This is a genomic window from Pseudoxanthomonas sp. LjRoot125 (assembly GCF_964252705.1).
Classification (GTDB): Bacteria; Pseudomonadota; Gammaproteobacteria; order Xanthomonadales; family Xanthomonadaceae; genus Pseudoxanthomonas_A.
This window is the reverse complement of sequence record NZ_CAXUOY020000001.1, coordinates 2944859-2969552: the sequence shown is the minus strand read 5'-3', so window position 1 is coordinate 2969552 and position 24694 is coordinate 2944859. Positions and strand designations below refer to the sequence as shown.

At 66.4% G+C, this 24694-nt stretch carries 19 protein-coding genes and 7 tRNA genes; 18 read left to right on the top strand and 8 right to left on the bottom strand.

Annotated elements, in window-relative coordinates:
• Positions 1 to 139: 139 nt before the first annotated feature.
• From ppx to ACSION_RS13785, 5 genes are all read right to left on the bottom strand, one after another.
• Positions 140 to 1660: an exopolyphosphatase gene (ppx, locus tag ACSION_RS13805; RefSeq protein WP_175502074.1), complete on the bottom strand. Its 1521-nt coding sequence runs from the start codon at positions 1658 to 1660 to the stop codon at positions 140 to 142.
• Positions 1661 to 1752: 92 nt separating this feature from the next.
• Positions 1753 to 3840: a polyphosphate kinase 1 gene (ppk1, locus tag ACSION_RS13800; RefSeq protein WP_435306355.1), complete on the bottom strand. Its 2088-nt coding sequence runs from the start codon at positions 3838 to 3840 to the stop codon at positions 1753 to 1755.
• Complete coding sequence (phoR, locus tag ACSION_RS13795) at positions 3837 to 5174, bottom strand: phosphate regulon sensor histidine kinase PhoR (RefSeq protein WP_435306354.1); 1338 nt, start codon at positions 5172 to 5174, stop codon at positions 3837 to 3839. The genes ppk1 and phoR overlap by 4 nt, the downstream gene beginning before the upstream one ends.
• 55 nt (positions 5175 to 5229) lie before the next feature.
• Positions 5230 to 5919, bottom strand: coding sequence for a phosphate regulon transcriptional regulator PhoB (phoB, locus tag ACSION_RS13790; RefSeq protein WP_435306353.1), 690 nt, complete (start codon positions 5917 to 5919; stop codon positions 5230 to 5232).
• 98 nt (positions 5920 to 6017) lie between these two features.
• Positions 6018 to 7658: a M48 family metalloprotease gene (locus tag ACSION_RS13785; protein ID WP_435306352.1), complete on the bottom strand. Its 1641-nt coding sequence runs from the start codon at positions 7656 to 7658 to the stop codon at positions 6018 to 6020.
• A gap of 187 nt (positions 7659 to 7845) precedes the next feature.
• Here ACSION_RS13785 and grxC point away from each other — a divergent pair, with 187 nt between their 5' ends.
• From grxC to ACSION_RS13765, 4 genes are all read left to right on the top strand, one after another.
• Positions 7846 to 8136 (top strand): glutaredoxin 3, encoded by a 291-nt coding sequence (gene grxC, locus ACSION_RS13780; protein WP_435306351.1) that lies wholly within the window; start codon positions 7846 to 7848, stop codon positions 8134 to 8136.
• On the top strand, positions 8133 to 8528 hold the full coding sequence (locus ACSION_RS13775; protein WP_435306350.1) for a carboxymuconolactone decarboxylase family protein: 396 nt from the start codon (positions 8133 to 8135) through the stop codon (positions 8526 to 8528). Before grxC ends, ACSION_RS13775 begins: the two co-directional genes overlap by 4 nt.
• 150 nt (positions 8529 to 8678) lie before the next feature.
• Positions 8679 to 9686, top strand: coding sequence for an isocitrate dehydrogenase (locus tag ACSION_RS13770; protein ID WP_435306349.1), 1008 nt, complete (start codon positions 8679 to 8681; stop codon positions 9684 to 9686).
• Positions 9687 to 9818: 132 nt separating this feature from the next.
• Complete coding sequence (locus tag ACSION_RS13765; protein ID WP_435306348.1) at positions 9819 to 11150, top strand: Na+/H+ antiporter NhaC family protein; 1332 nt, start codon at positions 9819 to 9821, stop codon at positions 11148 to 11150.
• A 51-nt stretch (positions 11151 to 11201) separates the two neighbouring features.
• On the opposite strand, the gene ACSION_RS13760 is transcribed toward ACSION_RS13765, so the two are convergent.
• Positions 11202 to 11975 (bottom strand): Bax inhibitor-1/YccA family protein, encoded by a 774-nt coding sequence (locus ACSION_RS13760; RefSeq protein WP_435306716.1) that lies wholly within the window; start codon positions 11973 to 11975, stop codon positions 11202 to 11204.
• A gap of 151 nt (positions 11976 to 12126) precedes the next feature.
• Here ACSION_RS13760 and ACSION_RS13755 point away from each other — a divergent pair.
• The 13 genes from ACSION_RS13755 to ACSION_RS13695 all read left to right on the top strand — a co-directional run bounded on the left by ACSION_RS13755 (position 12127) and on the right by ACSION_RS13695 (position 21940).
• A tRNA-Pro gene (locus tag ACSION_RS13755) sits at positions 12127 to 12203 on the top strand.
• A 54-nt stretch (positions 12204 to 12257) separates the two neighbouring features.
• Positions 12258 to 12334, top strand: a tRNA-Arg gene (locus tag ACSION_RS13750).
• Between the two features lie 38 nt (positions 12335 to 12372).
• Positions 12373 to 12449, top strand: a tRNA-His gene (locus ACSION_RS13745).
• A gap of 76 nt (positions 12450 to 12525) precedes the next feature.
• A tRNA-Lys gene (locus tag ACSION_RS13740) sits at positions 12526 to 12601 on the top strand.
• A gap of 129 nt (positions 12602 to 12730) precedes the next feature.
• Positions 12731 to 12816 (top strand) — tRNA-Leu (locus ACSION_RS13735).
• 174 nt (positions 12817 to 12990) lie between these two features.
• Positions 12991 to 14283 (top strand): trigger factor, encoded by a 1293-nt coding sequence (gene tig / locus ACSION_RS13730; RefSeq protein WP_435306347.1) that lies wholly within the window; start codon positions 12991 to 12993, stop codon positions 14281 to 14283.
• A 76-nt stretch (positions 14284 to 14359) separates the two neighbouring features.
• Complete coding sequence (gene clpP, locus ACSION_RS13725; RefSeq protein WP_093297022.1) at positions 14360 to 14986, top strand: ATP-dependent Clp endopeptidase proteolytic subunit ClpP; 627 nt, start codon at positions 14360 to 14362, stop codon at positions 14984 to 14986.
• Positions 14987 to 15113: 127 nt separating this feature from the next.
• Positions 15114 to 16397: an ATP-dependent Clp protease ATP-binding subunit ClpX gene (clpX, locus tag ACSION_RS13720; protein WP_093486800.1), complete on the top strand. Its 1284-nt coding sequence runs from the start codon at positions 15114 to 15116 to the stop codon at positions 16395 to 16397.
• Positions 16398 to 16580: 183 nt separating this feature from the next.
• Complete coding sequence (gene lon / locus ACSION_RS13715; RefSeq protein WP_435306346.1) at positions 16581 to 19034, top strand: endopeptidase La; 2454 nt, start codon at positions 16581 to 16583, stop codon at positions 19032 to 19034.
• A 182-nt stretch (positions 19035 to 19216) separates the two neighbouring features.
• The gene (locus ACSION_RS13710; protein WP_255412341.1) at positions 19217 to 19522 is read left to right on the top strand and encodes an HU family DNA-binding protein; all 306 of its coding nucleotides are present in this window, start codon (positions 19217 to 19219) and stop codon (positions 19520 to 19522) included.
• A gap of 37 nt (positions 19523 to 19559) precedes the next feature.
• A tRNA-Val gene (locus tag ACSION_RS13705) sits at positions 19560 to 19634 on the top strand.
• A gap of 85 nt (positions 19635 to 19719) precedes the next feature.
• Positions 19720 to 19796 (top strand) — tRNA-Asp (locus ACSION_RS13700).
• Between the two features lie 167 nt (positions 19797 to 19963).
• Complete coding sequence (locus tag ACSION_RS13695) at positions 19964 to 21940, top strand: SurA N-terminal domain-containing protein (protein WP_435306345.1); 1977 nt, start codon at positions 19964 to 19966, stop codon at positions 21938 to 21940.
• A gap of 53 nt (positions 21941 to 21993) precedes the next feature.
• Here the strand turns inward: ACSION_RS13695 and ACSION_RS13690 are convergent, their stop codons facing one another.
• Together ACSION_RS13690 and gloB are read right to left on the bottom strand one after the other, a co-directional pair.
• The gene (locus tag ACSION_RS13690) at positions 21994 to 23196 is read right to left on the bottom strand and encodes a transglycosylase SLT domain-containing protein (protein WP_435306344.1); all 1203 of its coding nucleotides are present in this window, start codon (positions 23194 to 23196) and stop codon (positions 21994 to 21996) included.
• On the bottom strand, positions 23193 to 23972 hold the full coding sequence (gloB, locus tag ACSION_RS13685; RefSeq protein ID WP_435306343.1) for a hydroxyacylglutathione hydrolase: 780 nt from the start codon (positions 23970 to 23972) through the stop codon (positions 23193 to 23195). Before gloB ends, ACSION_RS13690 begins: the two co-directional genes overlap by 4 nt.
• A 60-nt stretch (positions 23973 to 24032) precedes the next feature.
• Between gloB and ACSION_RS13680 the strand changes: the two genes are divergently transcribed.
• On the top strand, positions 24033 to 24692 hold the full coding sequence (locus tag ACSION_RS13680; protein ID WP_435306342.1) for a class I SAM-dependent methyltransferase: 660 nt from the start codon (positions 24033 to 24035) through the stop codon (positions 24690 to 24692).
• Positions 24693 to 24694: the final 2 nt, after the last annotated feature.

Sequence of the window (24694 nt, the reverse complement as noted above, 5' to 3'; positions counted from 1 at the left end):
AACAGCCGTCGGGCCTGCCCCCGCCGCAAGGGCGGACGGGGAGGATGGCGTGGGGGCAGAAAGTTGCAGGCCACGCCGCGGACCTCTCGGCAGGTCCGAGTGTACCGCCATGTCACATAAGGGGAAGTGCCGGGACGGCTCAGGCCACGAACGGCTTGAACGCCACGCCCAGGCCCTGCATGTCCTCGGGTTCGCCCAGCAGGTCCGAGCGCAGCAGGGGGCGGGCGTCGATCCACTTCTTGCTGACCACCAGGTCCAGGCGGTCGCCCTGGGCGGTCACGTCCAGGCGCGGGATGATCTCGTTGTCGTGCGAGCGGTGCAGCAACACCGCGAGGCGCAGCAGTGCAGCCTTGCGCTTCGCACTCAGCAGCAGGCGGTCGGGCAGGGCATCGAACGCATTCTTCGGAATGCCGCGCCGGTGCGTGCGCACGAGCGCCGACAGGACTTGCTGCTCCTGTCGGGAGAAGCCTTCGATGTCCGAATGCTCCAGCAGGTAGGCGCCGTGCACGTGGTACTGGCTGTGCGCGATCACCAGGCCGATCTCGTGCAGGCGCGCGGCCCAGCCGAGCATGCGCGCGTCGTCGTCGTCCAGGCCCCAGCTCTGCTCGACCTGTTCGAACAGGCGCATCGCCGTGGCTTCCACACGCGCGGCCTGGAATTCGTCGATGCCGTAGCGCTGCATCAGCGCCGCGGTGGACAGGTCGCGCGGATCGTTGTCGCCACCGCGGCCCAGCATGTCGAACAGGATGCCTTCACGCATCGCCGCCTTGCTGACCATCAGGCGCTGCAGCCCCAATGCTTCGAACGCGGCCTCCAGCACCAGCACGCCGCCGGCGATGATCGGCCGGCGGTCGTTGGACAGGCCGGGAAGATCGATGTCCTCGATGCGATCGGCCTGCAGCAGTTTCTCGCGCACCTGCGGCAGCGCCTCGGCGGTGACGGCGCCCTTGGTGAGCTTCATCGCCGCGCAGATCTCGCCGATCGCCTTGTTGGTGCCGGAAGAACCGATGGCTTCCTGCCAACCCAGGCCGCGGTAGAGGCCGGCGAACTGTTGGAACTCCGCGCCGATCTCGGTGAGCGCTTCCTTCCAGCGCTTGCGCGAGAGCTTGCCACCGGGAAAGAACCGGCGCGTGCTGGCGATGCAGCCGGCCTGCAGGCTTTCGCGCTCGAGCGTCTCGAAGCCACGGCCGATGATGAATTCGGTGGAGCCGCCGCCGATGTCGATCACCAGGCGGCGCTGGCCCGCTTTCGGCGGCTGGGAGTGCGCGACGCCGAGGTAGATCAGGCGGGCCTCTTCACGGCCGGAGACCACTTCGATCGGCTTGCCCAGCGCGGCTTCGGCCGCCACCAGGAATTCCTGGGGCTCGCGCAACTGGCGCACGGTATTGGTGGCGAGTGCACGCACGCGGGTGGCGGGAATATCGCGGATGCGCTGGCCGAAGCGCGACAGGCAGTCGAGCGCGCGCTGGCGCGCGGCGGCGGACAGGCCGCCCTTGCCGTCCAGGCCGTCGGCCATGCGCACGGTTTCGCGCAGGCGATCCACCACGCGCAACTGGCCGAGCAGCGAACGCGCGACCACCATGTGGAAGCTGTTGGAGCCCAGATCGATCGCGGCCAGCAGGTCCCCGTCCTGGAGCGGTGGGGAGGTGGGGGAGTTCAGGGGCGCCATGCGGTCAGTTTAGCGGGTGGGAATGCACGATGGTGCACCGCGATGGCGCCGATGCGCCGAGGCAGGCGCGTCCGATGGTCGCATCACACCTTCGCGAGCAAGATGCCCTGGGCCGAATGCGGGGTGTCGTCGCCCGGCGTCAGCTTGAGATAGCTGCCGTCGGCCTGCAGTTCCCATGCGTTGCAGTTGTCGTCGAGGTAGTTCTGCAACCCTTCCTTGAACACGCGGGTCGCGAGGTCCTTGTCCAGGATCGGGAAGCAGGTTTCCACGCGGTGCAGCAGGTTGCGCTCCAGCCAGTCGGCGCTCGCGCAGTACAGCTCCGGGGTGCCGTCGTTGCCGAACCAGTAGAGGCGGCTGTGCTCCAGGAAGCGGCCAACGATGGAGCGCACGCGAATGTTCTCGGAAATGCCCGGCACGCCGGGGCGCAGCGCGCACGCGCCGCGCACGATCAGGTCGATCTTCACGCCGGCCTGCGAGGCCGCGTAGAGCGCGCGGATGATGCGTGGCTCGTTGATCGCGTTGATCTTGGCGATGATGTGCGCGGGCTTGCCGGCTTTCGCCAGCTTCGCTTCGCGCTCGATCTTCTTGATGAGTCCGGGGTGGAGCGTGAAGGGCGATTGCAGCAGGCGCTTGAGCTTGGTGGTCGGCGCAAGACCGGAAAGCTGCTGGAACAGCAGGTGCACGTCGTTGCCGATGTCCGGATCGGCGGTGATCAGCCCGATGTCGGTGTAGGCGCGCGCCGTGCCGCTGTGGTAGTTGCCGGTGCCCAGGTGCACGTAACGGCGCAGCTTGCGGCCCTCGCGGCGGACGATCAGCAGCATCTTGGCGTGGGTCTTGTAGCCCACCACGCCGTAGACCACCTGCGCGCCGGCTTCCTGCAGGCGGTCGGCCACACCGAGGTTGGCGTCCTCGTCGAAGCGCGCGCGCAGTTCCACCACCACGGTGACGTCCTTGCCGTTGCGCGCGGCCTGGACCAGCGCATCGACGATGGCCGAATCCTTGCCGGTGCGGTACAGCGTTTGCTTGATCGCCAGCACTTCCGGATCGACGGCGGCCTGCTTGATCAGCTCATGCACCGCCGCGAACGAATCGAAGGGGTGGTGCAGCAACACGTCGCCATCGGCGACCTTCTCGAAGATCGCATCGCTGTCGCGCAGCGTGCGCGGGGTGAAGGCGGGGTACTTCAGTTCCGGGCGCTGGACCAGGTCGTACACCTGGATGACGCGGTTGAGGTTGACCGGCCCGTTGATCGGGTAGACCGCGTTGTCGGGCAGGGCGAAATTCTGCAGCAGCGTGCGCACGATGGGCTTGGGGCAATCGTGGGCGATCTCCAGGCGCACGGCGGGGCGGTAGCCGCGGCCCACGAGTTCGTCGCGCAGGGCCAGCGCCAGGTTCTCGACTTCCTCCTCGTCGACCACGACCTCGGAGTTGCGGGTCACGCGGAACTGGTAGGACCCCTTGACCTCCATGCCGGGGAACAGTTCGTCCACGAACACCGACAGCACGGACGACAGCAGCACGAAGTCGTTCTCGCCACCGGACACGCGTTGCGGCAGGTGGATGATGCGCGGCAGCGAGCGCGGCGCGCGCACGATGGCCAGGTGGCCGGCGCGGCCGAACGCATCCTTGCCCTTCAGCACGACCACGATGTTCAACGACTTGTTGAGGATCTTCGGGAACGGATGCGCCGGGTCCAGGCCCAGCGGCGAAAGCACCGGCATGATCTCGTTGCGGAAGTAGGCGCGCAGCCAGCGGGTCTGGCGCGCGTTCCAGCTGTCGCGGCCGAACACGCGCACGCCGGCCTCGGCCAAGCCGGGGCGCAGCACGTCGTTCCAGCACTTGTATTGCGCATCCACCAGTTCGGCGGCGCGGTCGTGGATCTTGTTGAGCACGGTGGCCGGGCTCATGCCGTCGGCGCCGGGCGGCAGGCCGAAGTCCTGCGCATGTCGCACGGTGGCGGCGCGGATCTCGAAGAACTCGTCCAGGTTGGTGCACGAGATGCACAGGAAGCGCAGGCGCTCCAGCAGCGGCACCGACGGGTCCTGCGCCTGCGCCAGCACGCGGAAGTTGAAATCCAGCTGGGACAGTTCGCGGTTGAGGTACAGCGCGGGATCGCGCAGCACGTCTTCACCGGTCAGGGTGGCGGGCGTCGTGTCGAGGGCGGCATTCATGCGGTCTGGTCCGTCAGGGCGGGGGTTGAAGCGTCCAGGCGGGGTTCCACGCGCTGTGCGCCGAAATGCACGGAAAAGGTACTGCCATGGCCGACTTCGCTTTCGATCTCGAGCCGCGCCTGGTGCAGGTTGAGCACGTGCTTGACGATCGAAAGGCCCAGGCCGGTGCCGCCGCTCTCGCGCGAGCGGCTGGTCGATACACGGTAGAAACGCTCGGTGATACGCGGCAGGTGCGAGGACGGAATGCCGTAGCCGGTGTCGCGCACGCTGAGCACCGCGCCGTCGCCTTCGCGCGCGAAGCGGACGGTGATGGTGCCGCCCACCGGGGTGTAACGCACCGCGTTGCTGACCAGGTTGGAGAACGCGCTGTGCAGTTCCTTGTTCGATCCCGACAGGTCCACGCCGGCCTCGTCCTGGATCACCACGGTATGCCGGCGCTGGCTCAGCGCTTCGGCCTCGCGGCGCAGCGTGGCCAGCATCGGCGCCATCGCGACGTTCTCGTCTGGCAGGCTCTCCTGGGCTTCGAGGCGCGACAGGGTCAGCAGGTCCTCGACCAGTTGGGTCATGCGCTGCGACTGCTTCTGCATCTCCGCCAGCATCGGTGCCCAGTCCGGGTATTCGGTGGGCTCCAGCATGTCGAGGTAACCGTGCACGACGGTCAGCGGCGTGCGCAGTTCGTGCGAGACGTTGGCGACGAAGTCCCGTCGCATCTGCTCCAGGCGCAGCATCTTGCTGACGTCACGCGCGACCAGCAGCCAGTACTGGTCAGAGTAGGGAATCAGGCGCAGGTTGAGGCGCAAGTCCGGGTCCACCGGTGAGGCGGCATCCAGCATCGGCTCGGCGTTGCGGCCGGCGGCGAGCCAATGCGACATAGGCAGCGGCTGCAGGCGGTCGCCGACCGGCGCCCCGATGTCGGTGGGGTACTGCAGGCCGAGCAGGCTGCTGGCCGCCTTGTTGAACCACTGCACGCGCTGGCTGTTGCGTTCCACCACCACCACGGCATCGGGCAGGGCGGCGGCGGCGGCGCGGTAGGCGCGCAACATGTCGAGCAGGCGGCGCTTGCGGGTGCGCATCTCGGCCTGGCCGCGGAAGAGCAGGCGGTCGAGCTCGTTCCACACGCCCTGGCCCTGGGCGGGCTCCAGCCGCTGCCGCGCGGTCAGTCGCAGCAGCACTTTGCGTAGCCGCCAGTAGTGCCACGCCACCACGCCCAGTGCGGCCAGCGTCACCACCGGCCACATCTGGCCCAGCAGCAGGCCGATCACCACGGCCAACGCGAGGATGCCGGCCAGCTGGCCTAGCGTCTTGAACCACGCGGAACGGATGTGGTGGGGCATGGATCGATTGTAGGCAGATATGTATGACAGCGACGCGCAGGCCGGAGCCTGCGGCTTACATCGATGCGGAGAACCGGTAGCCGGAGCCGCGGACCGTCTGCACCATGTTTTCCAGGCCATGCGGTTCGAGCGTCTTGCGCAGGCGCCGGATGTGCACGTCCACGGTGCGCTCTTCCACGTAAACGCTGCCGCCCCAGACGTGGTCCAGCAGCTGGGTGCGGGAGTACACGCGCTCGGGATGGGTCATGAAGAAATGCAGCAGGCGGTACTCGGTGGGGCCGATCGGCACCGGCGTGTCGCCGGCGAACACGCGATGCGCGGCGCCGTCGATGCGCAGGTTGCCGACCGACACGCTGCCGTCCTCGTCGTCGTCGCGCGAGCGGCGCATGACGGCACGGATGCGGGCGAGCAGCTCGCGGGCAGAGAAGGGCTTGACCACGTAATCGTCCACGCCGGCCTCGAGGCCGCCGACACGGTCGTTCTCCTCGCCGCGGGCGGTGAGCATGATGATCGGGACATCCCGGGTCATGGCGTCCTTGCGCCAGCGGCGGGCCAGTTCCAGGCCGCTGGTGCCGGGCAGCATCCAGTCCAGCAGGATCAGGTCGGGGACACGGTCGGCGATGGCGTTCTGGGCCTCGCGGGCGTCGCCGGCATGGATGGGCTCGTATTCGCCCTTGCGGAGGGCGAAAGCCACCATGTCGCGGATGGCGGGTTCGTCGTCGACGATCAGGATGTGCTTCTGCACGCGGCGTCCGGTGGCGTGGGGGTCTGCGCCAGTAGACGACAATTTTATGACGATTACATGACGGGCCGGCGGCCTGTCACAAGGTCCGCCGGATGGGCTCAGCGACGCTCGACGTCCGGGTCGCGGATGCCCTGGCGGCGGAGTTCCAGGACTTCGGGGGTGATGGCGGCGATCCGCGCGTCGATCCGGGCCCGCGCGTAATAGTCCAGGTCGCTCTGCTTCTTGAGATTCTGGAGCTGGATCAGCGCCTGCTCCGGCCGGCCGTTGAGGTAGGCCGCTTCGGCATAGGCTTCGCCTGCGCGCGCGTTGTCGCCGGCCAGCTCGTTGGCCCGGGCGAACTGTTGCTGGAAAACCGGATCGTCGCCGGCCCGTGCCATGAGGGGGCGCAGCACGGCTTGCGCCCGGCGCCCGGCCGCGGCGCCGCCCTGTTCATTCAGCACCTTGGCGTAGGTCAGGGCCACCGGGCGGCTCTGCGGCATGCGCTGGACCAGGGCATCGAAACGCCGGTTGGCGGCGGCGATATCGCCGGTCCTGGACTCGGCCTCGCCCAGGGTCAGGGACACCCACAGACTGTCCGGATGGTCGTCCTCCAGCTTGCGCAGTTCGGCCAGGGCCGTGCGGACGTCACCGCCCTGCAGGTGGGCGACGGCCAGGCCGTAGCGCTGCGGGCCGCCCAGCGGCTTGCCGGTCTGGCGGCGCAGGGTTTCGTACTCGCGCACGGCGGCCGACGGGGTGTCTGCACTGAGGGCGCGCAGGCGCTCGCGCGCCCAGTCGAAATCACCGGTCTCGCCTTGGCTGAAAGCCAGCGAGGGCAAGGTGACCGGAACCGGCAGCAGGGGATTCGCGCTGCGCGTCTCGGGCAGCGTGATGCCGCGTCGGTCGAAGCGTTCCACGCGTTCGCCGCCCGGAACGGCGGTGACGGTGGTGACCTGCTCGCCGCGCAGCTGGTCCGCACGCTGACGGGCTTCGCTGATGCGGGTCGTGGTGACCGGGTGGGTCTGCAGGTAGTCGGGGATCGCCTCGCGACCGCTGCCGCGCGCGACGCGGGTGGCCTGCTGGAGTTTGGAAAAGAAGCCCGCCATCGCATCGATGTCGTAGCCGGCACGCGACAGCGTGCGGATGCCCACGCGGTCGGCCTCGGATTCGTTGGAGCGGGTGTAGTCGATCTGTCGCTGCTGCATCAGGCCCATCGCCGACGCGATGGCGGCCTGCGAGGCGTCGCCGCTGGAACTGCCGCCTGCGGCCTGCGCCAGCACGATGGCGCCCAGCATGCCCAACAGGATCGGGATCTGGTCGCGCTGCGCCCGTTCCACGCCACGCAGCACGTGTTGCTGGGTGACGTGCGCGATTTCATGGGAGAGCACGGCCGCCACTTCGTCTTCGCGGTCGGCCGTCAGTACCAACCCGGCATTCATGCCGATATAACCGCCCAGCGTGGCGAACGCGTTGATCTGGCGGTCGCGCATCATGAAGAACGTATAGGCCTGCTGCGGGTTGTCGCTGTCGGCGCCCAGGCGGTTGCCGACGGTCTGCAACCAGTCCGTGACCAGTGGGTCTTCCAGCAGGTAACCGTAGTTGCGCAGTTCGCGCAGCATCATGCCGCCGTATTGCGCCTGGCGCGCCGGGGTGAGCAACTCGCCGGCGGAAGAACCGATGTCGGGTAGCCGGCTGTCCTGCGACGCCGCCAGCGGCGCTGCGAGGACCAGGGTCAGGGCAGTGGCGAGTAGCAGTGGGCGCAAATCGAAGCTCCGTGGCGGATAATGGCGCCGTCATCAGGATGACCGGTCGTTGATCCGGGCGAGTGAATACGTGGTTAACCGGACCAGTACCGGCCCGCACTGTTCCATGTCGCCGGCTGTAACCCGACCTGGTCGGCCCGATATTGGTTGGGACCGCACTATGTCCTTTTCGTTCCGGAGAACCCCCTTGAGCGACACCCCGCAAGGCGCCACGGCGCCGGAAATCACCCTCTACAGCACGGCCATCTGTCCTTACTGCGTGGCCGCGAAGAACTTCCTGAAGAGCAAGGGCCAGGCCTGGACCGAGGTCCGCATCGACCTGGACCCGGCCGAGCGCGAGAAGATGATCGCCAAGGCCAAGCGCACCAGCGTGCCGCAGATTTTCGTGGGCGACGTCCACGTGGGCGGCTACGACGACATGATCGCGCTGCACCGCGCGGGCAAGCTCGATGCGCTGCTGGCGGGGGAGGCCGCATGAGCGCTGCAGACGAGAGCCAGGACCGCGTGAAGGCGTTCACCGAATTCCGCCAGCGCATGAACAAGCGCATCCTGGACGAACCCAACCAGGTCGTGCGCCGGTTCTTCGCGCTCGACACGCAGACCTACCAGGAAGGCGCGCTGGACGTGAAGACCAAGGAGCTCCTGGGCCTGGTCGCCTCGATGGTCCTGCGTTGCGACGACTGCATCAGCTACCACGTCGCGCAGTGCAAGGAAGCGGGCGTGACCCGTGAGGAATTCTTCGAGACGTTCTCCGTGGGGCTCGTGGTGGGCGGTTCCATCGTCATTCCGCACCTGCGCCGGGCGGTGGATTTCCTCGATCAGCTGGAAGGCGGCGACGCCGCGGCTCCGGCTGCGCACGACCACGGCTGAGCCGATCCTGCAGGCCTGCACACAGGGCCTCCGACCATCGTCGATTTGGGGCCCCGAGGGGCCCTCGGGCATAATGGCGGGCACAGACCTTCCCCTTTGCGCCCGTTCCGGCCCCGGCCCGCGCGCGCCCCTGTTCGGAAACCCCACTCAATGACCCAGACGATTACGGTCATCCGCGGCGACGGTATTGGCCCGGAGATCATGGATGCCACCCTGTACGTGCTCGACGCCCTCAAGGTCGGCCTGACCTACGAAGAGGCCGATGCCGGCATGGTCGCGCTGGAGAAGCACGGCGACCTGCTGCCGCAGGCCACCCTGGATTCGATCCGCAAGAACGGCGTGGCCTTGAAGAGCCCGCTGACGACGCCGGTGGGCGAGGGTTTCAGCTCGATCAACGTGGCCCTGCGCCGCCACTTCGACCTGTACGCCAACGTGCGCCCGGCGAAGTCGTTCCCGAACACCAAGTCGCGCTTCCCCTCGGGCGTGGACCTGATCACCGTGCGCGAGAACACCGAAGGCGCGTACATCGGTGAGGGTCAGTCGATTTCCGAAGACGGCGAGACCGCGCTGCTGACGCAGAAGATCACCCGGAAGGGCTCCGACCGCATCGTGCGCTACGCCTACGACCTGGCCCGCAAGACCGGCCGCAAGAAGGTCACGATCGTCCACAAGGCCAACATCCTGAAGACGACTTCGGGCCTGTTCCTGAAGGTCGCGCGCGAAGTGGCCGCGCAGTACCCGGACATCCAGACCAACGAGATGATCGTGGACAACACCTGCATGCAGCTGGTGATGCGTCCGGAGCAGTTCGACATCATCGTCACCACCAACCTGTTCGGCGACATCATCTCCGACCTGTGCGCCGGCCTCGTCGGCGGCCTGGGCCTGGCCCCGGGCGCCAACATCGGCGTCGATGCGGCGATCTTCGAAGCCGTGCACGGCTCGGCCCCGGACATCGCCGGCAAGGGCGTCGCCAATCCGTGCGCGCTGCTGCTGGGCGCGGCCCAGATGCTGGACCACCTGGGCCAGCCGGAGAAGGCCGAGCGCCTGCGCGCGGCCATCATCGCCACGCTGGACGCCAAGGATTCGCTGACCCCGGACCTGGGCGGCGAGGGCACCACGATGACGTTCGCCAAGGCGATCGCCAGCCGCGTGTAAGCACGGCCACATCGCGGCAAACACGAACGGGACGCTCAGCGTCCCGTTTTTGTTGGTCCCTGTCCCATCCATGGGGTTGGACGCTAGGCTGGCGGCACGCACAATCCGCGGCCCCACGCAGAAGGCCTTGCCATGTCCGTCCGTCCCAGCGCGATCGCACTGACCCCGTTGTTGCTTTTCCTGGCGCTGTTCTTTGGTGCCGGGCTGTATTACACGGCGCAGGGCGAGGCGATGGGGTTCTACCAGCTGCGCGCGCCGGTAGCGATTCTCCCGGCGCTGGCGTTGGGCATCTGGCTGGCGCGCCGGCGAGGCCTGCCTGCGCAGCAGACCCTGTTGCAGGGCATGGGCGACAGCAACGTCATGCTGATGTGCCTGATCTTCCTGCTGGCGGGCGCATTCGCGACCGTGTCCAAGGCCATCGGCGCAGTCGATGCGGTCGTCGCGCTGGGATTGGGCGCGCTGCCGGCCAGCCTGATCCTGCCCGGCCTGTTCCTCGTGGCGGCCTTCGTATCGCTTTCCATCGGTACGTCGATGGGGACCGTGGCGGCGGTCGTGCCCATCGCGTTGGGCGTGGCGGATGCGGCGGGATTGGACCGGGTGCTGGTGATCGGCGCGGTGCTGGGTGGCGCGATGTTCGGCGACAATCTTTCGATCATCTCGGACACCACCATCGCGGCGACCCGCAGCCAGGGCGCCGAGATGCGCGACAAGTTCCGCGAGAACTTCAAGATCGCGCTGCCCGCAGCGATCGCCACGATCGTCCTGCTGGGCACGCTGGGCGACGCTGCGCCGGTGGAAGCCCCGGACGCCGCTTCGCCCTGGTTGGTACTGCCCTACGTGCTGGTGCTCGGCCTGGCGTTGGCGGGCCTGGACGTGGTGCTGGTGCTCGGCATCGGTTTGGTGGCATCGGGCGTGTTCGGCTTCGTGCTGGCCAAGGACTACGACGTGGTCTCCTTCGCCGGCGACATCTACCTGGGTTTCGAGAGCATGGTGGAGATCACCCTGCTATCGATCCTCATCGGCGGCCTGGCTGCGCTCATCAAGGTCACGGGTGGCCTGGACTGGCTGGCGCAGGTCATCGCGAAGTTTGCGCGCGGCCACACGGGACGCAGGTCGGGTGAGATCAGTATTGCCGCATTGGCGGCAGGCTCCGATGCGCTGACGGCGAACAATACGGTCGCGATCCTGGTCACCGGCAGCCTGGCGAAGGACATCGCACAACGCCACGGCATCAGTCCGCGTCGCGCGGCCAGCGTGCTCGACATCTTCGCGTGCGTGGTGCAGGGCGTACTGCCGTACGGCGCGCAGATCCTGCTGGCGGCGTCGTTGGCCGCCGTATCGCCGCTGGCGTTGGCGGGCAGCGTGCACTATTGCTGGTTGCTGGCATTGTCGGCGCTCGCGTTCATGCTATGGCCCAGCCGAAGGACGGGGGGCTCGCCTGCGAAGGCGGCAGACAGCGAGTAATGAAAAAGGGCGCCCGAGGGCGCCCTTTTCGTTTCCAGGCAGCGGTGCGTATCAGTCGCGCGACTGCAGCTTGGCCAGCAGGCGCAGGAACTCGATGTACAGCCACACCAGCGTGACCATCAAGCCGAACGCGCCGTACCACTCCATGTACTTCGGCGCGCCGGCTTCGACACCCGATTCAATGAAGTCGAAGTCGAGCACCAGGTTCAGCGCGGCGATCACCACCACGAACAGGCTGAAGCCGATGCCGACGATGCCCGACTCATGGATCAGCGGCATTTCCTTGCCGAAAAGGCGCAGGCCCATCGACACCAGGTAGACCAGGGCGATGCCGCCGGTCGCTGCGACGACGCCGAGCTTGAAGTTCTCGGTGGCGCGGATCAGGCCGCTGCGATAGGCCGCCAACAGTGCACCCAGCGTGCCGAACGTCAGCAGCACGGCCTGGAACACGATGCCCGGATACTTCAGCTCGAACACCGCCGAAATCGCACCGAGGAAGAAGCCCTCGACCAGCGCGTACATCGGCGCGGTGACGGCCGACCATTCTTTCTTGAACACGGTGACCAGGGCGAGGATGAAGCCGCCAATGGCGCCGCCGAGCGCATAGATCATGATTCCGGGAGCTACCGTGGCCACGCCATCCGGGCCGGTGACGACCGACTGCGTCCAGGCGAAGGCGGCCGTCAGCACCGACAGCAACAGCAGGATGCCGGTCTTGTTGACGGTGCCATTGAGCGTCATCGTGCCGCCCTCGCGCGACACCACGCTGCCCGTGCCGAGGTCGAGGAAGGTGGATTCCTTCAGTGCCGGATTGCCGCTGCGTATCATGGTTCCCTCATGTGGTCATCGGACTTCTGTCCCCAGCCACGGAGCATATCCCAAGCGGTGCTCCGTCATGTTTCGTTTGACAGCCGGGCCCGGTGTTCCGACAATACGCGGCCTCGTTGGCGTCCAGACGCCACGCCGGGACCCTCGTCGGGGTATAGCGCAGTCTGGTAGCGCATCTGCTTTGGGAGCAGAGGGTCGGGGGTTCGAATCCCTCTACCCCGACCAGCCTGATGTACTGCCTTGGCGTGACCGACAGGGTAGGGCGAGAATCCGGACCGGGCGCCCGTAGCTCAACCGGATAGAGCACCGGCCTTCTAAGCCGGCGGTTACAGGTTCGAGTCCTGTCGGGCGCGCCACTCACCGGTGTGCGGCGGCAGGAGAAAAAGTTTCAGTGGTGGCTGTAGCTCAGCTGGTTAGAGTACTGGATTGTGATTCCAGATGTCGGGGGTTCGAGTCCCCTCAGCCACCCCACTGATCCACGAATTCCCGCACTCGCGGGGGTTCACACAAAAAGAAGATGCGGTTACACTACGCAGCCAGTTTTTCGGGGCCGTTAGCTCAGTTGGTAGAGCAGTTGACTCTTAATCAATAGGTCCAAGGTTCGAATCCTTGACGGCCCACCAAACCCGAAGACGCCCGGCTCACGCCGGGCGTTTGTCTTTTGTGGGTTGTTCATCCGTCGGGCGCGCTGCGGCGCGTTCGCCTGTCAGGCGCCGAGGGGCGGTCGAGGCGCGGTACAATCGCCGGGCACTGCGAAAGTGGCGGAATTGGTAGACGCACTGGATTTAGGTTCCAGCGGGTAACCCCCGTGAGGGTTCGAGTCCCTCCTTTCGCACCACGGCCCACCGAGTGCCGGATGGCGCCCCAGCTCCCCCAGGCCGCCCCGCTGGCAGCCAGCCCCGGAATCGGCGAAACTAACAAGTTCCGCCGGCCGGGCCTTGCGCTCGCGTCCCAGGCGTCCCGGATTATCAACATCGCCCCGGCAGTGCCGTGGCCGCAGGAGTCAGTGAGTATGCAAGTTTCGGTCGAATCGATCGGCAATCTCGAACGCCGCATGAGCTTCAGCCTGCCGGCTGAGCGTCTGGACACCCATATCGGTGGTCGCCTGCGCGAGTTGTCGCGCACCGCGCGCATCAAGGGCTTCCGTCCGGGCAAGGTCCCGGCCAAGGTCATCGAGCAGCGTTATGGCGATCAAGTGCGTGCAGAAGCGCTGGACGGCCTGCTGCGCGAGACCTTCAACAATGCCGTGCGCGAGCAGGACCTCCAGCTCGCCGGCAATCCGCGCATCGAGAAGCAGGGCGCGGGCGAACTGGATTTCGTGGCGACGTTCGAAGTGGTGCCGGATTTCGGTGACGTTGACGTGACCAAGTTGAACGTCATCCGCCACACCGCCGACGTGGCGGACGCCGACATCGAGCAGATGGTGTCGAACCTGCGCATGCAGCGTCGGACGTTCCAGGCCGTGGAGCGCCCTGCACAGGAAGGCGATCGCGTCGGCCTGGAGACCTGGTCGCAGGCCGGTGATGAGCGCATGCCGGCGGAAGGCATCGAGAAGGGCGCCACCCTGATCGGGTCGGGCGTGATGTTCGGCGAGATCGAACAAGCGCTGATCGGCCTGGCCCAGGGCGACGAGAAGACGGTGTCGGTGACGTTCCCGGCCGACTGGCGCGTCCCGCAGCTGGCGGGCAAGCAGGTCGCCGTGCACGTGAAGGTGACCGAAGTCGCCGAATCGATCGTGCCGGAAGTGGATCGCGACTTCATCCGCAGCTTTGGCGTGAAGGGCGGCGATGCCGACCAGTTCAAGGCCGACATCCGCAGCAACTTGGAGCGCGAGCTCAAGGGCGCCCTCGCGACCCGGCTGCGTCGCGAAGTGGGCGAGCAGCTGATCGCCGCCTATTCGCACGTCGAGATGCCGCCGCGCCTGGTCGAGAACGAGGCCCGGGTGATGGTCCAGCAGGCCGCCGAGCAGGCGCGTCGCCAGGGCCAGCAGGTGCAGATCCCGGACAATGCCCATGAAGGCTTCGCCGACGCCGCCCGCAAGCGCGTCCTGGTGGGGCTGCTGGTGGGCGAGGTTGCCCGCCGCAACCAGCTGCGCCTGGATCCCAAGCGCCTTAACGAAACCCTGCGCCTGATCGCTTCGACCTACGAAGAGCCGGAGCAGGTCATTGAGTTGTACCGGAACGACCCCCAACTGATGAACAGTCTGCAGGGTCGTGTGATGGAAGAGCAGGTGATCGACTGGATCGCCGAGCGCGCCCAGCACACCGAGCAGACGCTTTCCTTCCAGGAAGCCATCCGCAACTGAGCCCGGCTCCCGTCCGGGCAGGCGGTCCGGCTATCCTAGGCCGGACCCCTTCCATGAACGACAGGCGCGAGAACAGATGAGTATCGAAACCAAAGCCCTCAACCTGGTGCCGATGGTGGTCGAACAGACCAGCCGGGGCGAGCGCGCCTACGACATCTATTCCCGCCTGCTGAAGGAGCGCGTGATCTTCCTGGTCGGCGGCGTGGACGACCACGTGGCCAACGTCATCGTGGCGCAGATGCTGTTCCTCGAGGCGGAGAACCCCGAAAAGGACATCAGCCTGTACATCAACTCGCCCGGTGGCGTGGTGACGGCGGGTATGGCCATCTACGACACCATGCAGTACATCAAGCCGGACGTGAGCACCATCTGCGTGGGCCAGGCGGCCAGCATGGGCGCACTGCTGCTGGCAGCGGGCGCGAAGGGCAAGCGTTACGCCCTGCCGAACTCGCGCGTGATGATCCACCAGCCGCTGGGCGGCTTCCAGGGCCAGGCGACGGACATCGACATCCATGCCCGCGAAATCCTGACCTTGCGTGCCCGCCTGAACGAGATCCTCGCCAAGCACACCGGCCAGGCGCTGGAGACCATCGAACGCGACACCGAGCGCGACAACTTCAAGAGCGCGGCGGACGCCCAGGCTTACGGGTTGGTCGACCAGGTGCTCGAGCGCCGTCCGGACGATTCGATCCAGGCGGGCTGACGGCCCGGATTGCCCTGGTTTCACGCGCAAAACCCCTGTTCACGGGCCCGGCTGACAAGCCGGGACCGTGTGCTATTCTCCGACCGAAAGCCCCCTGGGGCAGGTTGAGCGACCGAGTAATACCAGCATGAGCGAAGATCGTCAGGGCCGTTCCGGCGACAGCACCAAAATCCTGTACTGCTCGTTCTGCGGGAAGAGCCAGCATGAGGTCCGCAAGCTGATTGCGGGCCCCAGCGTGTTCATCTGCGATGAGTGCGTGGAGCTGTGCAACGACATCATCCGCGAAGAGCTGGAAGAGAAGGCCCAGTCCGCGCGTAGCCACCTGCCCAAGCCGCGCGAGATCCTCGAGGTCCTGGACCAGTACGTGATCGGCCAGAACCGCGCCAAGCGCACGCTGGCCGTGGCCGTGTACAACCATTACAAGCGCATCGAGAGCCGACAGAAGAACGACGACGTCGAACTGGCGAAGTCGAACATCCTGCTGGCCGGCCCGACCGGTTCGGGCAAGACGCTGCTGGCCGAGACCCTGGCGCGCCTGCTCAATGTGCCGTTCACCATCGCAGACGCCACCACGCTGACCGAAGCGGGTTACGTGGGCGAAGATGTCGAGAACATCATCCAGAAGCTGCTCCAGAAGTGCGACTACGACGTCGAGAAGGCACAGCAGGGCATCGTCTACATCGATGAAATCGACAAGATCTCGCGCAAGAGCGAGAACCCGTCGATCACCCGCGACGTGTCGGGCGAAGGCGTGCAACAGGCGCTGCTGAAGCTGATCGAAGGCACCGTCGCCAGCGTGCCGCCGCAGGGCGGTCGCAAGCACCCGCAGCAGGAATTCCTGCAGGTCGATACCAAGAACATCCTGTTCATTTGTGGCGGCGCGTTCGCCGGCCTGGACAAGATCATCCAACAGCGCAGCACGGAAGCCAGCGGCATCGGCTTCGGCGCCAAGGTGAAGAGTTCCGAGCGCAAGACCGAGACCGGCAAGCTGCTGACCGACGTCGAGCCCGAGGACCTGATCAAGTTCGGCCTGATCCCCGAATTTGTCGGCCGCCTGCCGGTGGTCGCGACCCTGGAGGAGCTGGACGAGCCCGCACTGGTCAAGATCCTGACCGAGCCCAAGAACGCCATCACCAAGCAGTTCAAGAAACTGTTCGAGATGGAAGGTGTGGAGATCGAGTTCCGCCCGGATGCCCTGTCGGCCATCGCGCGCAAGGCGCTCAAGCGCAAGACCGGTGCCCGTGGCCTGCGCACGATCGTGGAGTCGGTGCTGCTGGACACGATGTACGACCTGCCTTCGATGGAGAACGTCAGCAAGGTCGTCGTCGACGAGTCCGTCATCGAGCACAAATCCGAGCCGTACCTGATCTACCAGAGTCCGCCTCCGCCGAAGGTTGCGGCCGCGGAGTAATCGGCACGGAAAATGCATCGAAAGACAGGCGCCCACTGGGCGCCTGTTCACTTTCTGGGGGCCTCGCAAGTTGCTGGTTTTACTTGCGTTTCCCGGCCGCTATTGCATCCCCGTTCGGATGGCCCCATAACGGGCCCATTGGTGTTTCGACACCCCGGATTCGCACTTTTGCTGGAGCCCCCCATGCCCCGCCGCCCTGAGACTGAAATCCTCGACCTGCCGGTTCTGCCACTGCGTGACGTGGTGGTGTTTCCGCACATGGTCATTCCCTTGTTCGTCGGTCGCGACAAGTCGATGCGCGCACTGGAGCAGGCGATGGAGGCCGACAAGCGCATCATCCTGCTCGCGCAGAAGTCGGCCGAGACGGACGATCCGGCCGCCGCCGACTTGTACACGGTTGGCACGTTGGCGCAGGTGCTGCAGCTGCTGAAGCTTCCCGACGGTACCATCAAGGTGCTGGTCGAAGGCACGGCGCGCATCAACGTCACGAACGTGGTCGAGCGTGAGGGCTCGCTTTACGGGCAGGGCGAAGAGGTCGATTCCACCGACGGCCGCGAGCCGCGCGAAATCGAAGCGGTCGCGCGTTCGTTGATGAGCCTGTTCGAGCAATACGTCAAGACCAATCGCAAGCTTCCGCCGGAACTGCTCCAGACACTCGCCGGCATCGATGAGCCCAGCCGCCTGGCCGACACGATCGCTGCGCACCTGGGCGTGCGCCTGAGCGACAAGCAGCGATTGCTGGAAACCATCGAAGTGGGTGAACGACTGGAGCTGCTCGTGGGCTTCGTCGACGGCGAAATCGACGTGCAGCAGTTGGAGAAGCGCATCCGCGGCCGGGTGAAGTCGCAGATGGAGAAGAGCCAGCGCGAGTACTACCTCAACGAGCAAATGAAAGCCATCCAGAAGGAGCTGGGTGAGCTGGACGAGGCGCCGAACGAACAGGAAGAACTGGCGCGCAAGATCGCCGAAGCCGGCATGCCCAAGCCCGTCGAGACCAAGGCCCGCAACGAGCTCAACAAACTGAAGCAGATGTCGCCCATGTCGGCGGAAGCGGCTGTCGTTCGCAACTACCTGGACTGGCTGCTCGGCGTGCCATGGAACAAGCGCACCAAGGTGCGCAAGGACCTGAAGGTCGCGCAGGACACGCTGGATGCCGACCACTACGGGTTGGAGAAAGTCAAAGAGCGCATCCTCGAGTACCTCGCGGTGCAATCGCGCGTGAAGAAGCTGCGCGGCCCGATCCTGTGCCTGGTCGGCCCTCCGGGCGTGGGCAAGACCTCGCTGGGTCAAAGCATCGCCAAGGCGACGAACCGCAAATTCGTCCGCATGTCGCTGGGCGGCGTGCGCGACGAAGCCGAGATCCGTGGTCATCGTCGCACCTACGTCGGCTCGATGCCCGGCCGCATCGTGCAGAACCTCAACAAGACCGGCAGCAAGAACCCGCTGTTCGTGCTGGACGAGATCGACAAGATGTCGATGGACTTCCGCGGCGATCCGTCGTCGGCGCTGCTCGAGGTGCTGGATCCGGAGCAGAACAACGCCTTCAATGACCACTACCTCGAGGTCGACCTCGACCTGTCCGAGGTGATGTTCGTCGCGACCTCGAACTCGCTGAACATCCCGGGCCCGTTGCTGGACCGCATGGAAGTGATCCGCATCCCCGGCTATACCGAGGAGGAGAAGGTCAACATCGCACAGCGCTATCTGGTGCCGAAGCAGCTGAAGGCCAACGGTCTGAAGCCGGAGGAGCTGAAGATCGCCGAGAGCGCGATCCGCGATCTGGTGCGCTACTACACGCGCGAGTCCGGCGTCCGCAATCTCGAGCGCGAAGTCGCCAAGATCTGCCGCAAGGTGGTGAAGGAGATCGCCCTCGCCGGTCCCAAGGCGATGACGAAGAAGAAGGCGGCCGCCGTGCAAGTCAGCACCAAGAACCTCGAGAAGTATTCGGGTGTCCGTCGCTTCGACTTCGGTCGTGCCGAAGAGCAGAATGAAATCGGTCTGGTGACGGGCCTGGCGTGGACCGAAGTGGGCGGCGATCTGTTGCAGATCGAAGTCGCACTGGTGCCGGGCAAGGGCGGCATGCTGCTGACGGGCCAATTGGGCGACGTGATGAAGGAGTCCGGTTCGGCCGCGCTGTCGGTGGTCCGCAGTCGCGCCGCCAGCCTGGGCGTGGATGCGGAGTTCCTGCAGAAGCACGACGTGCACCTGCACGTGCCCGATGGCGCCACGCCGAAGGATGGCCCCAGCGCGGGCATCGCGATGGCGACGGCGCTGGTCTCGGCGCTGACGAAGAATCCCGTGCGCGCCAACGTGGCCATGACCGGCGAGATCACCCTGCGTGGTCGCGTCACGGCGATCGGCGGCCTGAAGGAGAAGTTGCTCGCCGCGCTGCGTGGCGGCATCACCACCGTGATCATCCCGGACGAGAACAAGAAGGATCTGGCGGACATTCCTGCCAATGTCACCGAAGGCCTGAAGATCGTGCCGGTGAAGTGGATCGACGAAGTGCTCGACCTCGCGTTGGAGCGCCCGTTGGCGCCCGTCCCGGCGGATGGTGGGGGTGGCACCGAGCGTGGCGTACCCGGCACGGATAAGGATGGCGACAAAGCGTCGCAGCAACCTGGCGTCAAGCACTGAGCGTGGTGACGAACGGCGGCTGAAACCCCCCGAAACCCGCGTCATTGCTGGGTTTTCGGCTTGCGTGGCATTTTTCGCACTGGTATAACGACGTCACCCGCGCGCGTCAGGCGAAGCCTTGAAGCGCGTGGAAACAACGACCGGTTCCCGAGGGTGCGCGCAGCTCCAGGTTCCGGTTACTCATTCCGCGGTTGTTCCGCAAAGGGAGTTACTCAATGAACAAAACCGAATTGATCGATGCCGTCGCCGACGAAGCAGAAGTCTCCAAGGCCGAAGCCGGCCGTGCCGTCGACGCCGTCATCTCCAGCATCACGAAGGCCCTGAAGAAGGGCGACAGCGTGACGCTGGTCGGCTTCGGCACCTTCCAGGTCCGCAAGCGCGCCGCCCGCACGGGCCGCAACCCGAAGACGGGCGACACCATCAAGATCAAGGCGTCCAAGAACCCCGCGTTCAAGGCTGGCAAAGCCCTGAAGGATGCCGTAAACTAATCGACTCGCTGCCGATGGCAGGGTGCTTGATGCACCTGGGTGCTTAGCTCAGCGGTAGAGCGTCTCCCTTACACGGAGAGGGTCGGGGGTTCGAAACCCTCAGCACCCACCACCTCGGGGCGATGCGAAGTTAAAAAATTTTGTCGGATGGTCTAGCGGAAAGTACGCAAACCACCTTACAATGTTCGTCTTGATGCGGAGTGGTAGTTCAGTCGGTTAGAATGCTGGCCTGTCACGCCGGAGGTCGCGGGTTCGAGTCCCGTCCACTCCGCCACTAGACCCCAAGAAGCCCGCGAAAGCGGGCTTTTTGCTGTTCGGCTGCCGGGCGTAGTGCCTTAACGCCGCGCTGCCCGAGGGCTGGCCGAGGTCGAGGGCCGGCGAGACGCCGGTGATCCGGCGCGCTAAACTGCACGGCTGGACGAATTCGGATCCCATTCGCACATGCTGCAGAAACTCCGCGACAAAACTTCTGGCTGGATCGCCAGCCTGATCCTGGGCTTGCTGATCATCCCGTTCGCCTTCGTGGGCGTGAACGAATACATGACCGGTGGTACGGCCCGCGATGTCGCGGTCGTGGAAGCGCCGCCGACATGGTGGGAGTCCGCGCCACAGTGGTGGCCGGTGTCGATGCTGTGGCAGCGCGAAGAGGTCACGCAGGACGAGTTCCGTGCGGCGTTCGAGCAGGCGCGCCAGCAGGCCCGCCAACAGCAGGGCGAAGCCTTCGATCCGCGCGAGTTCGAGAGTGCGGACAACAAGCGGAAGGTGCTCGAGCAGCTGATCGACCAGAAGGTGCTGGCGCTCGGATCGAAGCGCGCGGGCATCCTGGTCGGCAATGCGGCGCTACAGAAGATGATCGCCAGCGAACCGGCGTTCCAGGTCGACGGCAAGTTCAGCCCCGAGCAGTATCAGCTGATGCTGTCTTCGCAGGTGCCGGCATTGTCGCCGCAGAAGTTCGAAGAAGAGCAGCGTGATCGCCTGCGCATGATGCTGGTGCCGATGGCGATCAACGATTCCGACTTCGTCACCGAAGGCGAGCAGGAGCGCATGTGGAAGTTGCTGGGCGAGACCCGCGACATCGGCATCGCGCTGCTTCCGCCCTTGCCTGAGGATGCGGCGCCGGTCAGCGACGCGGACATCAAGGCTTGGTACGACGGGCACAAGAACGACTTCAAGCAGCCCGAGCAGGTATCGCTGGAGTACATCGAAATCAACGGCGCCACGCTGCCGGCCGGCGCGCCTGCCGACGAGGCCGCTTTGCGCAAGCGCTACGAGGCCGAGAAGTCGCGCTTCGTTTCGCCGGAACAGCGCGTCGTCGCGCACATCCTGATCGCCGCCGATGCTGGTGCGGATGCCGCCACCCAGAAGAAGGCCGAGGAAAAGGCGGCCGCGCTCGCAAAGCAGGCGCGCGAAGGCGCCGATTTCGCCGCGCTGGCGCGCGCCAATTCGGAAGACCCGGGTTCGAAGGACCTTGGTGGCGAGCTGCCGCCGTTCGCGAAGGACGGGTCGATGGTCAAGCCGTTCGAGGACGCCGCGTTCGCGATGCAGGCGGGCGAGATCCGTGGTCCGGTGAAGTCCGACTTCGGCTACCACGTGCTGCAGCTGAAGGAGATCAAGGCCGGTGCGGGTCGCAGCTTCGAGGAGGTGCGTGCCGAGCTCGCAGGTGAAGAAGCCGGCAGCGAGCGCGAACGCGCTTACAACGACCTGGCAGGCAAGGTGGTCAACGAGACGCTGAAGAACCCGACCGCGCTGGCCCCGGCCGCCCAGGCGGTTGGCCTGCCGCTGCAGAAGGTGGGGCCGTTCTCGCGCAATGCGCCGGAAGGCATCGCCACGGTGCCCGCCGTGCTGCGCGCTGCTTTCTCCGACACGCTGGTGCAGGACGGTACCGTCAGCGATCCGATCGAGATCGCGCCGAACCATAGTGTGGTGATCCGCGTGGCGCAGCACACCCAGGAACAGGCACTGCCACTGGACAAGGCGCGCGACACCGTCGTCGCCGCGATCCGTGCCGATCGCCGCGAGAAGGCTGCCGTCGCGGCGGCCGATGCGCTGGTCGCCCGTTTGCAGAAGGGCGAGTCGCTGGCCGCCATCGCCACGGCAGACGGCCTGCGATTCAACGAACTGCCGGGCATGCGCCGTGGCATGCCGATGCCGACGGCCGAGGCCAACGAGGCGATCTTCGCGGCAGCGCGCCCGGCCGAAGGCAAGTCAACCCCGGGCAAAGTGGCACTGGGTAACGGTGCGTATGCGGTCTTCACGGTCAACAAGGTGGCCGAAGGCGTCCTGGCGGACATGCCGCCGGCCGAGCGCGCGACCATGCAACAGCAGATGGTCCAGTTGAATGGCGGCATCGCAACGCAGGCTTACGTCGAAGCGCTGCGCAAGCGCTTCAAGGTGAAGGTGTTCGAAGACCGCCTGTAAGCGGTCTCGCTGCAGGGAACCCGGGAATCCCGCCGAAAGGCGGGATTCCTGTTTCAGGGGGCCTCACTCGCCGCTTCATTGAGCTGAAGGACCATGCCGGGGCGCAGGACGGCGCCGGGCTTCAATCCATTCATGCGCAGCAGGCGGGCTGCCGGGATGCCATGCCGCTTGCCGATGCTCCAGGCCGATTCACCGCTCCTGACGGTGTGCGTGCGTCCGGACGGCTCCGTTGGATCATCCCGACGCGGAGCGGTCGGCTGCTCGCTCGTGGCGATGGTGGCGTCGTCGTTTGCGACGACGCCTTCGACCGCGAGGCTCGGCGCCAGCAACCGCATGGGGCGCGAGCCTCGGTTGAATCGGCCTGCCAGCGCTGGGTTCAGACGATTCAACAGCTTCTCGGATTGCCCATGCATGGTTGCCCACGAGGCCAGTGTGCCGTCGTCAGGCAGCGGGTGGGCGGCGAGACGCGGCACGGGCCGATCGAGCTGATCCAGCCAGGCATCGCGGTCGTCGGCTTGCTGGAAGATGCAGGCCAGGGCGTGCAGCTTTTCCACATACGCGTAGGTGATGCCGGAGAGACCGGGCAGTTCGGCGGGACGGGCGTTGCGCGCATTCATGCCGGCGCGCCGCATCGATTGCAGCACGCGGTATTCGCCGGCGTTGTACGCCATGACGGCCAGTCGCCAATCGCCACCGAACATGCCATGCAAGGTCTTGAGATAACGCACGGCGGCCTGCGTGGAGTCCACCGGCGACAGTCGGCCGTCGTAGCCCTCGCGCATCGGCACGCCGTGGTTGCGCGCAGTGATGCCGATGAACTGCCATAGCCCGGCCGGGCCATTCGGGTTCCGTGCACCGGGCTTGTAGCCGCTTTCGACGAACGGGATGAGCGCGAACTCGGTCGGCAGGTGCGCTTCGCGCAGCGCGTCGACGACATAGCCGAAGAGCGGCAACAGATCGTCTTCCGCGCGCGCAAGTTGTCCTGGAGCGTGGCCGAACTGTTTCTTCCACCGGCCATTCGTCGCGGCGCTATCGCACTCCGGATCGGCAAGCCCATCGCGGAAGCGCTGGTACACCTCCAAACCGCTACGTTGATGACTGGCGGGCAGGGCGGATGGCGGAAGTGCGTCGTTCGCGGATTGCGACGCGAGCACGACATCCGGCGGTGTGGGTGGATCGGCGGCGAAAGCCGGTGACAGCGCCGCGCCAAGCAGCGCCACCAGGATCGCGGCACCCAAGTCAGTGAGAGGCTTCATGCGCGGAAATCGTTCTTCCACTGCCGCAGCGTGGCGAAGGTCTCCACGCGATCGAGCGGGGTACGCCCCAGCCGGTGTGCGACCGCATCGCGCACGGCAGGCGTGTCCACGCGGAGAAAGGGATTCGTGGCGAGTTCGCTCGCCAGCGAGACAGGCAGCGAGGGGCGCCCGGCCTGCCGCATCGCGCGGACCTCATCAAGGCGGTGCCGCAGGGCGGCGTTGTGCGGATCCACTGCCTGGGCGAAGGCGCCGTTGGCCAGCGTGTATTCGTGGCCGCAGCAGACCAGAGACTCGGGCGGCAATGAGGCCAGCCGGTCCAGCGCTTCCAGCATCTGCGCGGGCGTGCCTTCGAACAGGCGACCGCACCCCAGGCTGAATAAAGTGTCTCCGCAGAAAAGGTGTGGCGGCCCCTCCGATCCACCGCCATGGAAAGCGATGTGGCTGCGTGTATGGCCATGGACTTCCAGCACCGACAGCTGCCAGTTTTTCAGGCGCACGACATCCCCCGCACCGACCCGCTCGGTAGCGTCGGGCACGCGATCGTCTTCCGGCGCGAAGACCGGAAGGGTCGGCCAGCGCTCCCGCAGCGCGTGGACACCGCCGGCGTGGTCCGGGTGATGGTGGGTGATCAGGATCGCTGCTGGCCACAGGCCGTTGCCGGTCGCGGCCAATACGGGCGCGGCGTCGCCGGGATCGACGACGAGCGCATCACCGTCGTCGTCGACCAACGCCCAGATGTAGTTGTCCTCGAAGGCGGGCAGGGCGAGCAGGCGCATCGGGGGACGAACTCCGGGCTGGAACGGACGCCCGGGGGCGGCGTCCTCTACAATCCGAACATGCCTGCCTTCGCGTTTACCCGTCAACCCGATGCCCTGGCGTGGTTCGGGACCGGGCGCGGCGAGCCGGTGCTGGCGTCCGAGCACGCCCGCGTCAGTCAGGCGCTCACCAGCCGTACCCCCCAGCCCTGGCTCTGGATCTCGCCGGAGGCGGCCGGGGACGCCTTGGCGGCTGGCCCGACGACCCGGGGGCTCCACCTGCGGGCCCGGGCGGGTACCGCCCACCTGTCGGGTCGGGTCCGCTGTGCGCTGCCCTTGCCGCTGCCGACCGAGGCTGCCGGGGTCATCGTGCTCCAGCACGTGCTCGATGCCGGCGATCCCCAGCCCCTGCTGCACGAATGCGCCCGAGTGCTCGAGCCGGGTGGTCGGCTATGGCTGTTCGTCCTGAATCCGATGAGCCCCTACCGGCTCCGCTGGCGCCGTTCCGGACTGGTCCCGCGGACCCTCGGGCAGTGGCGGTTACAGCTCGCTGCCGCCGGACTGGACGCGTCCCAGCACGTCCTTCATTACGGTCCGGTCTGGCGCAGCCTGCACGACGCTCCCGGAAGCAATCCTGTGCCCCTGCGTGCCGCCTGCCTGCTGGAGGCGGAAAAGCGCGTCGCAGGCCTGATCCCTCCGGCCCCCGTCGCGCGCGCCTGGCGCACGGCGCCGGCCGCCTGAAC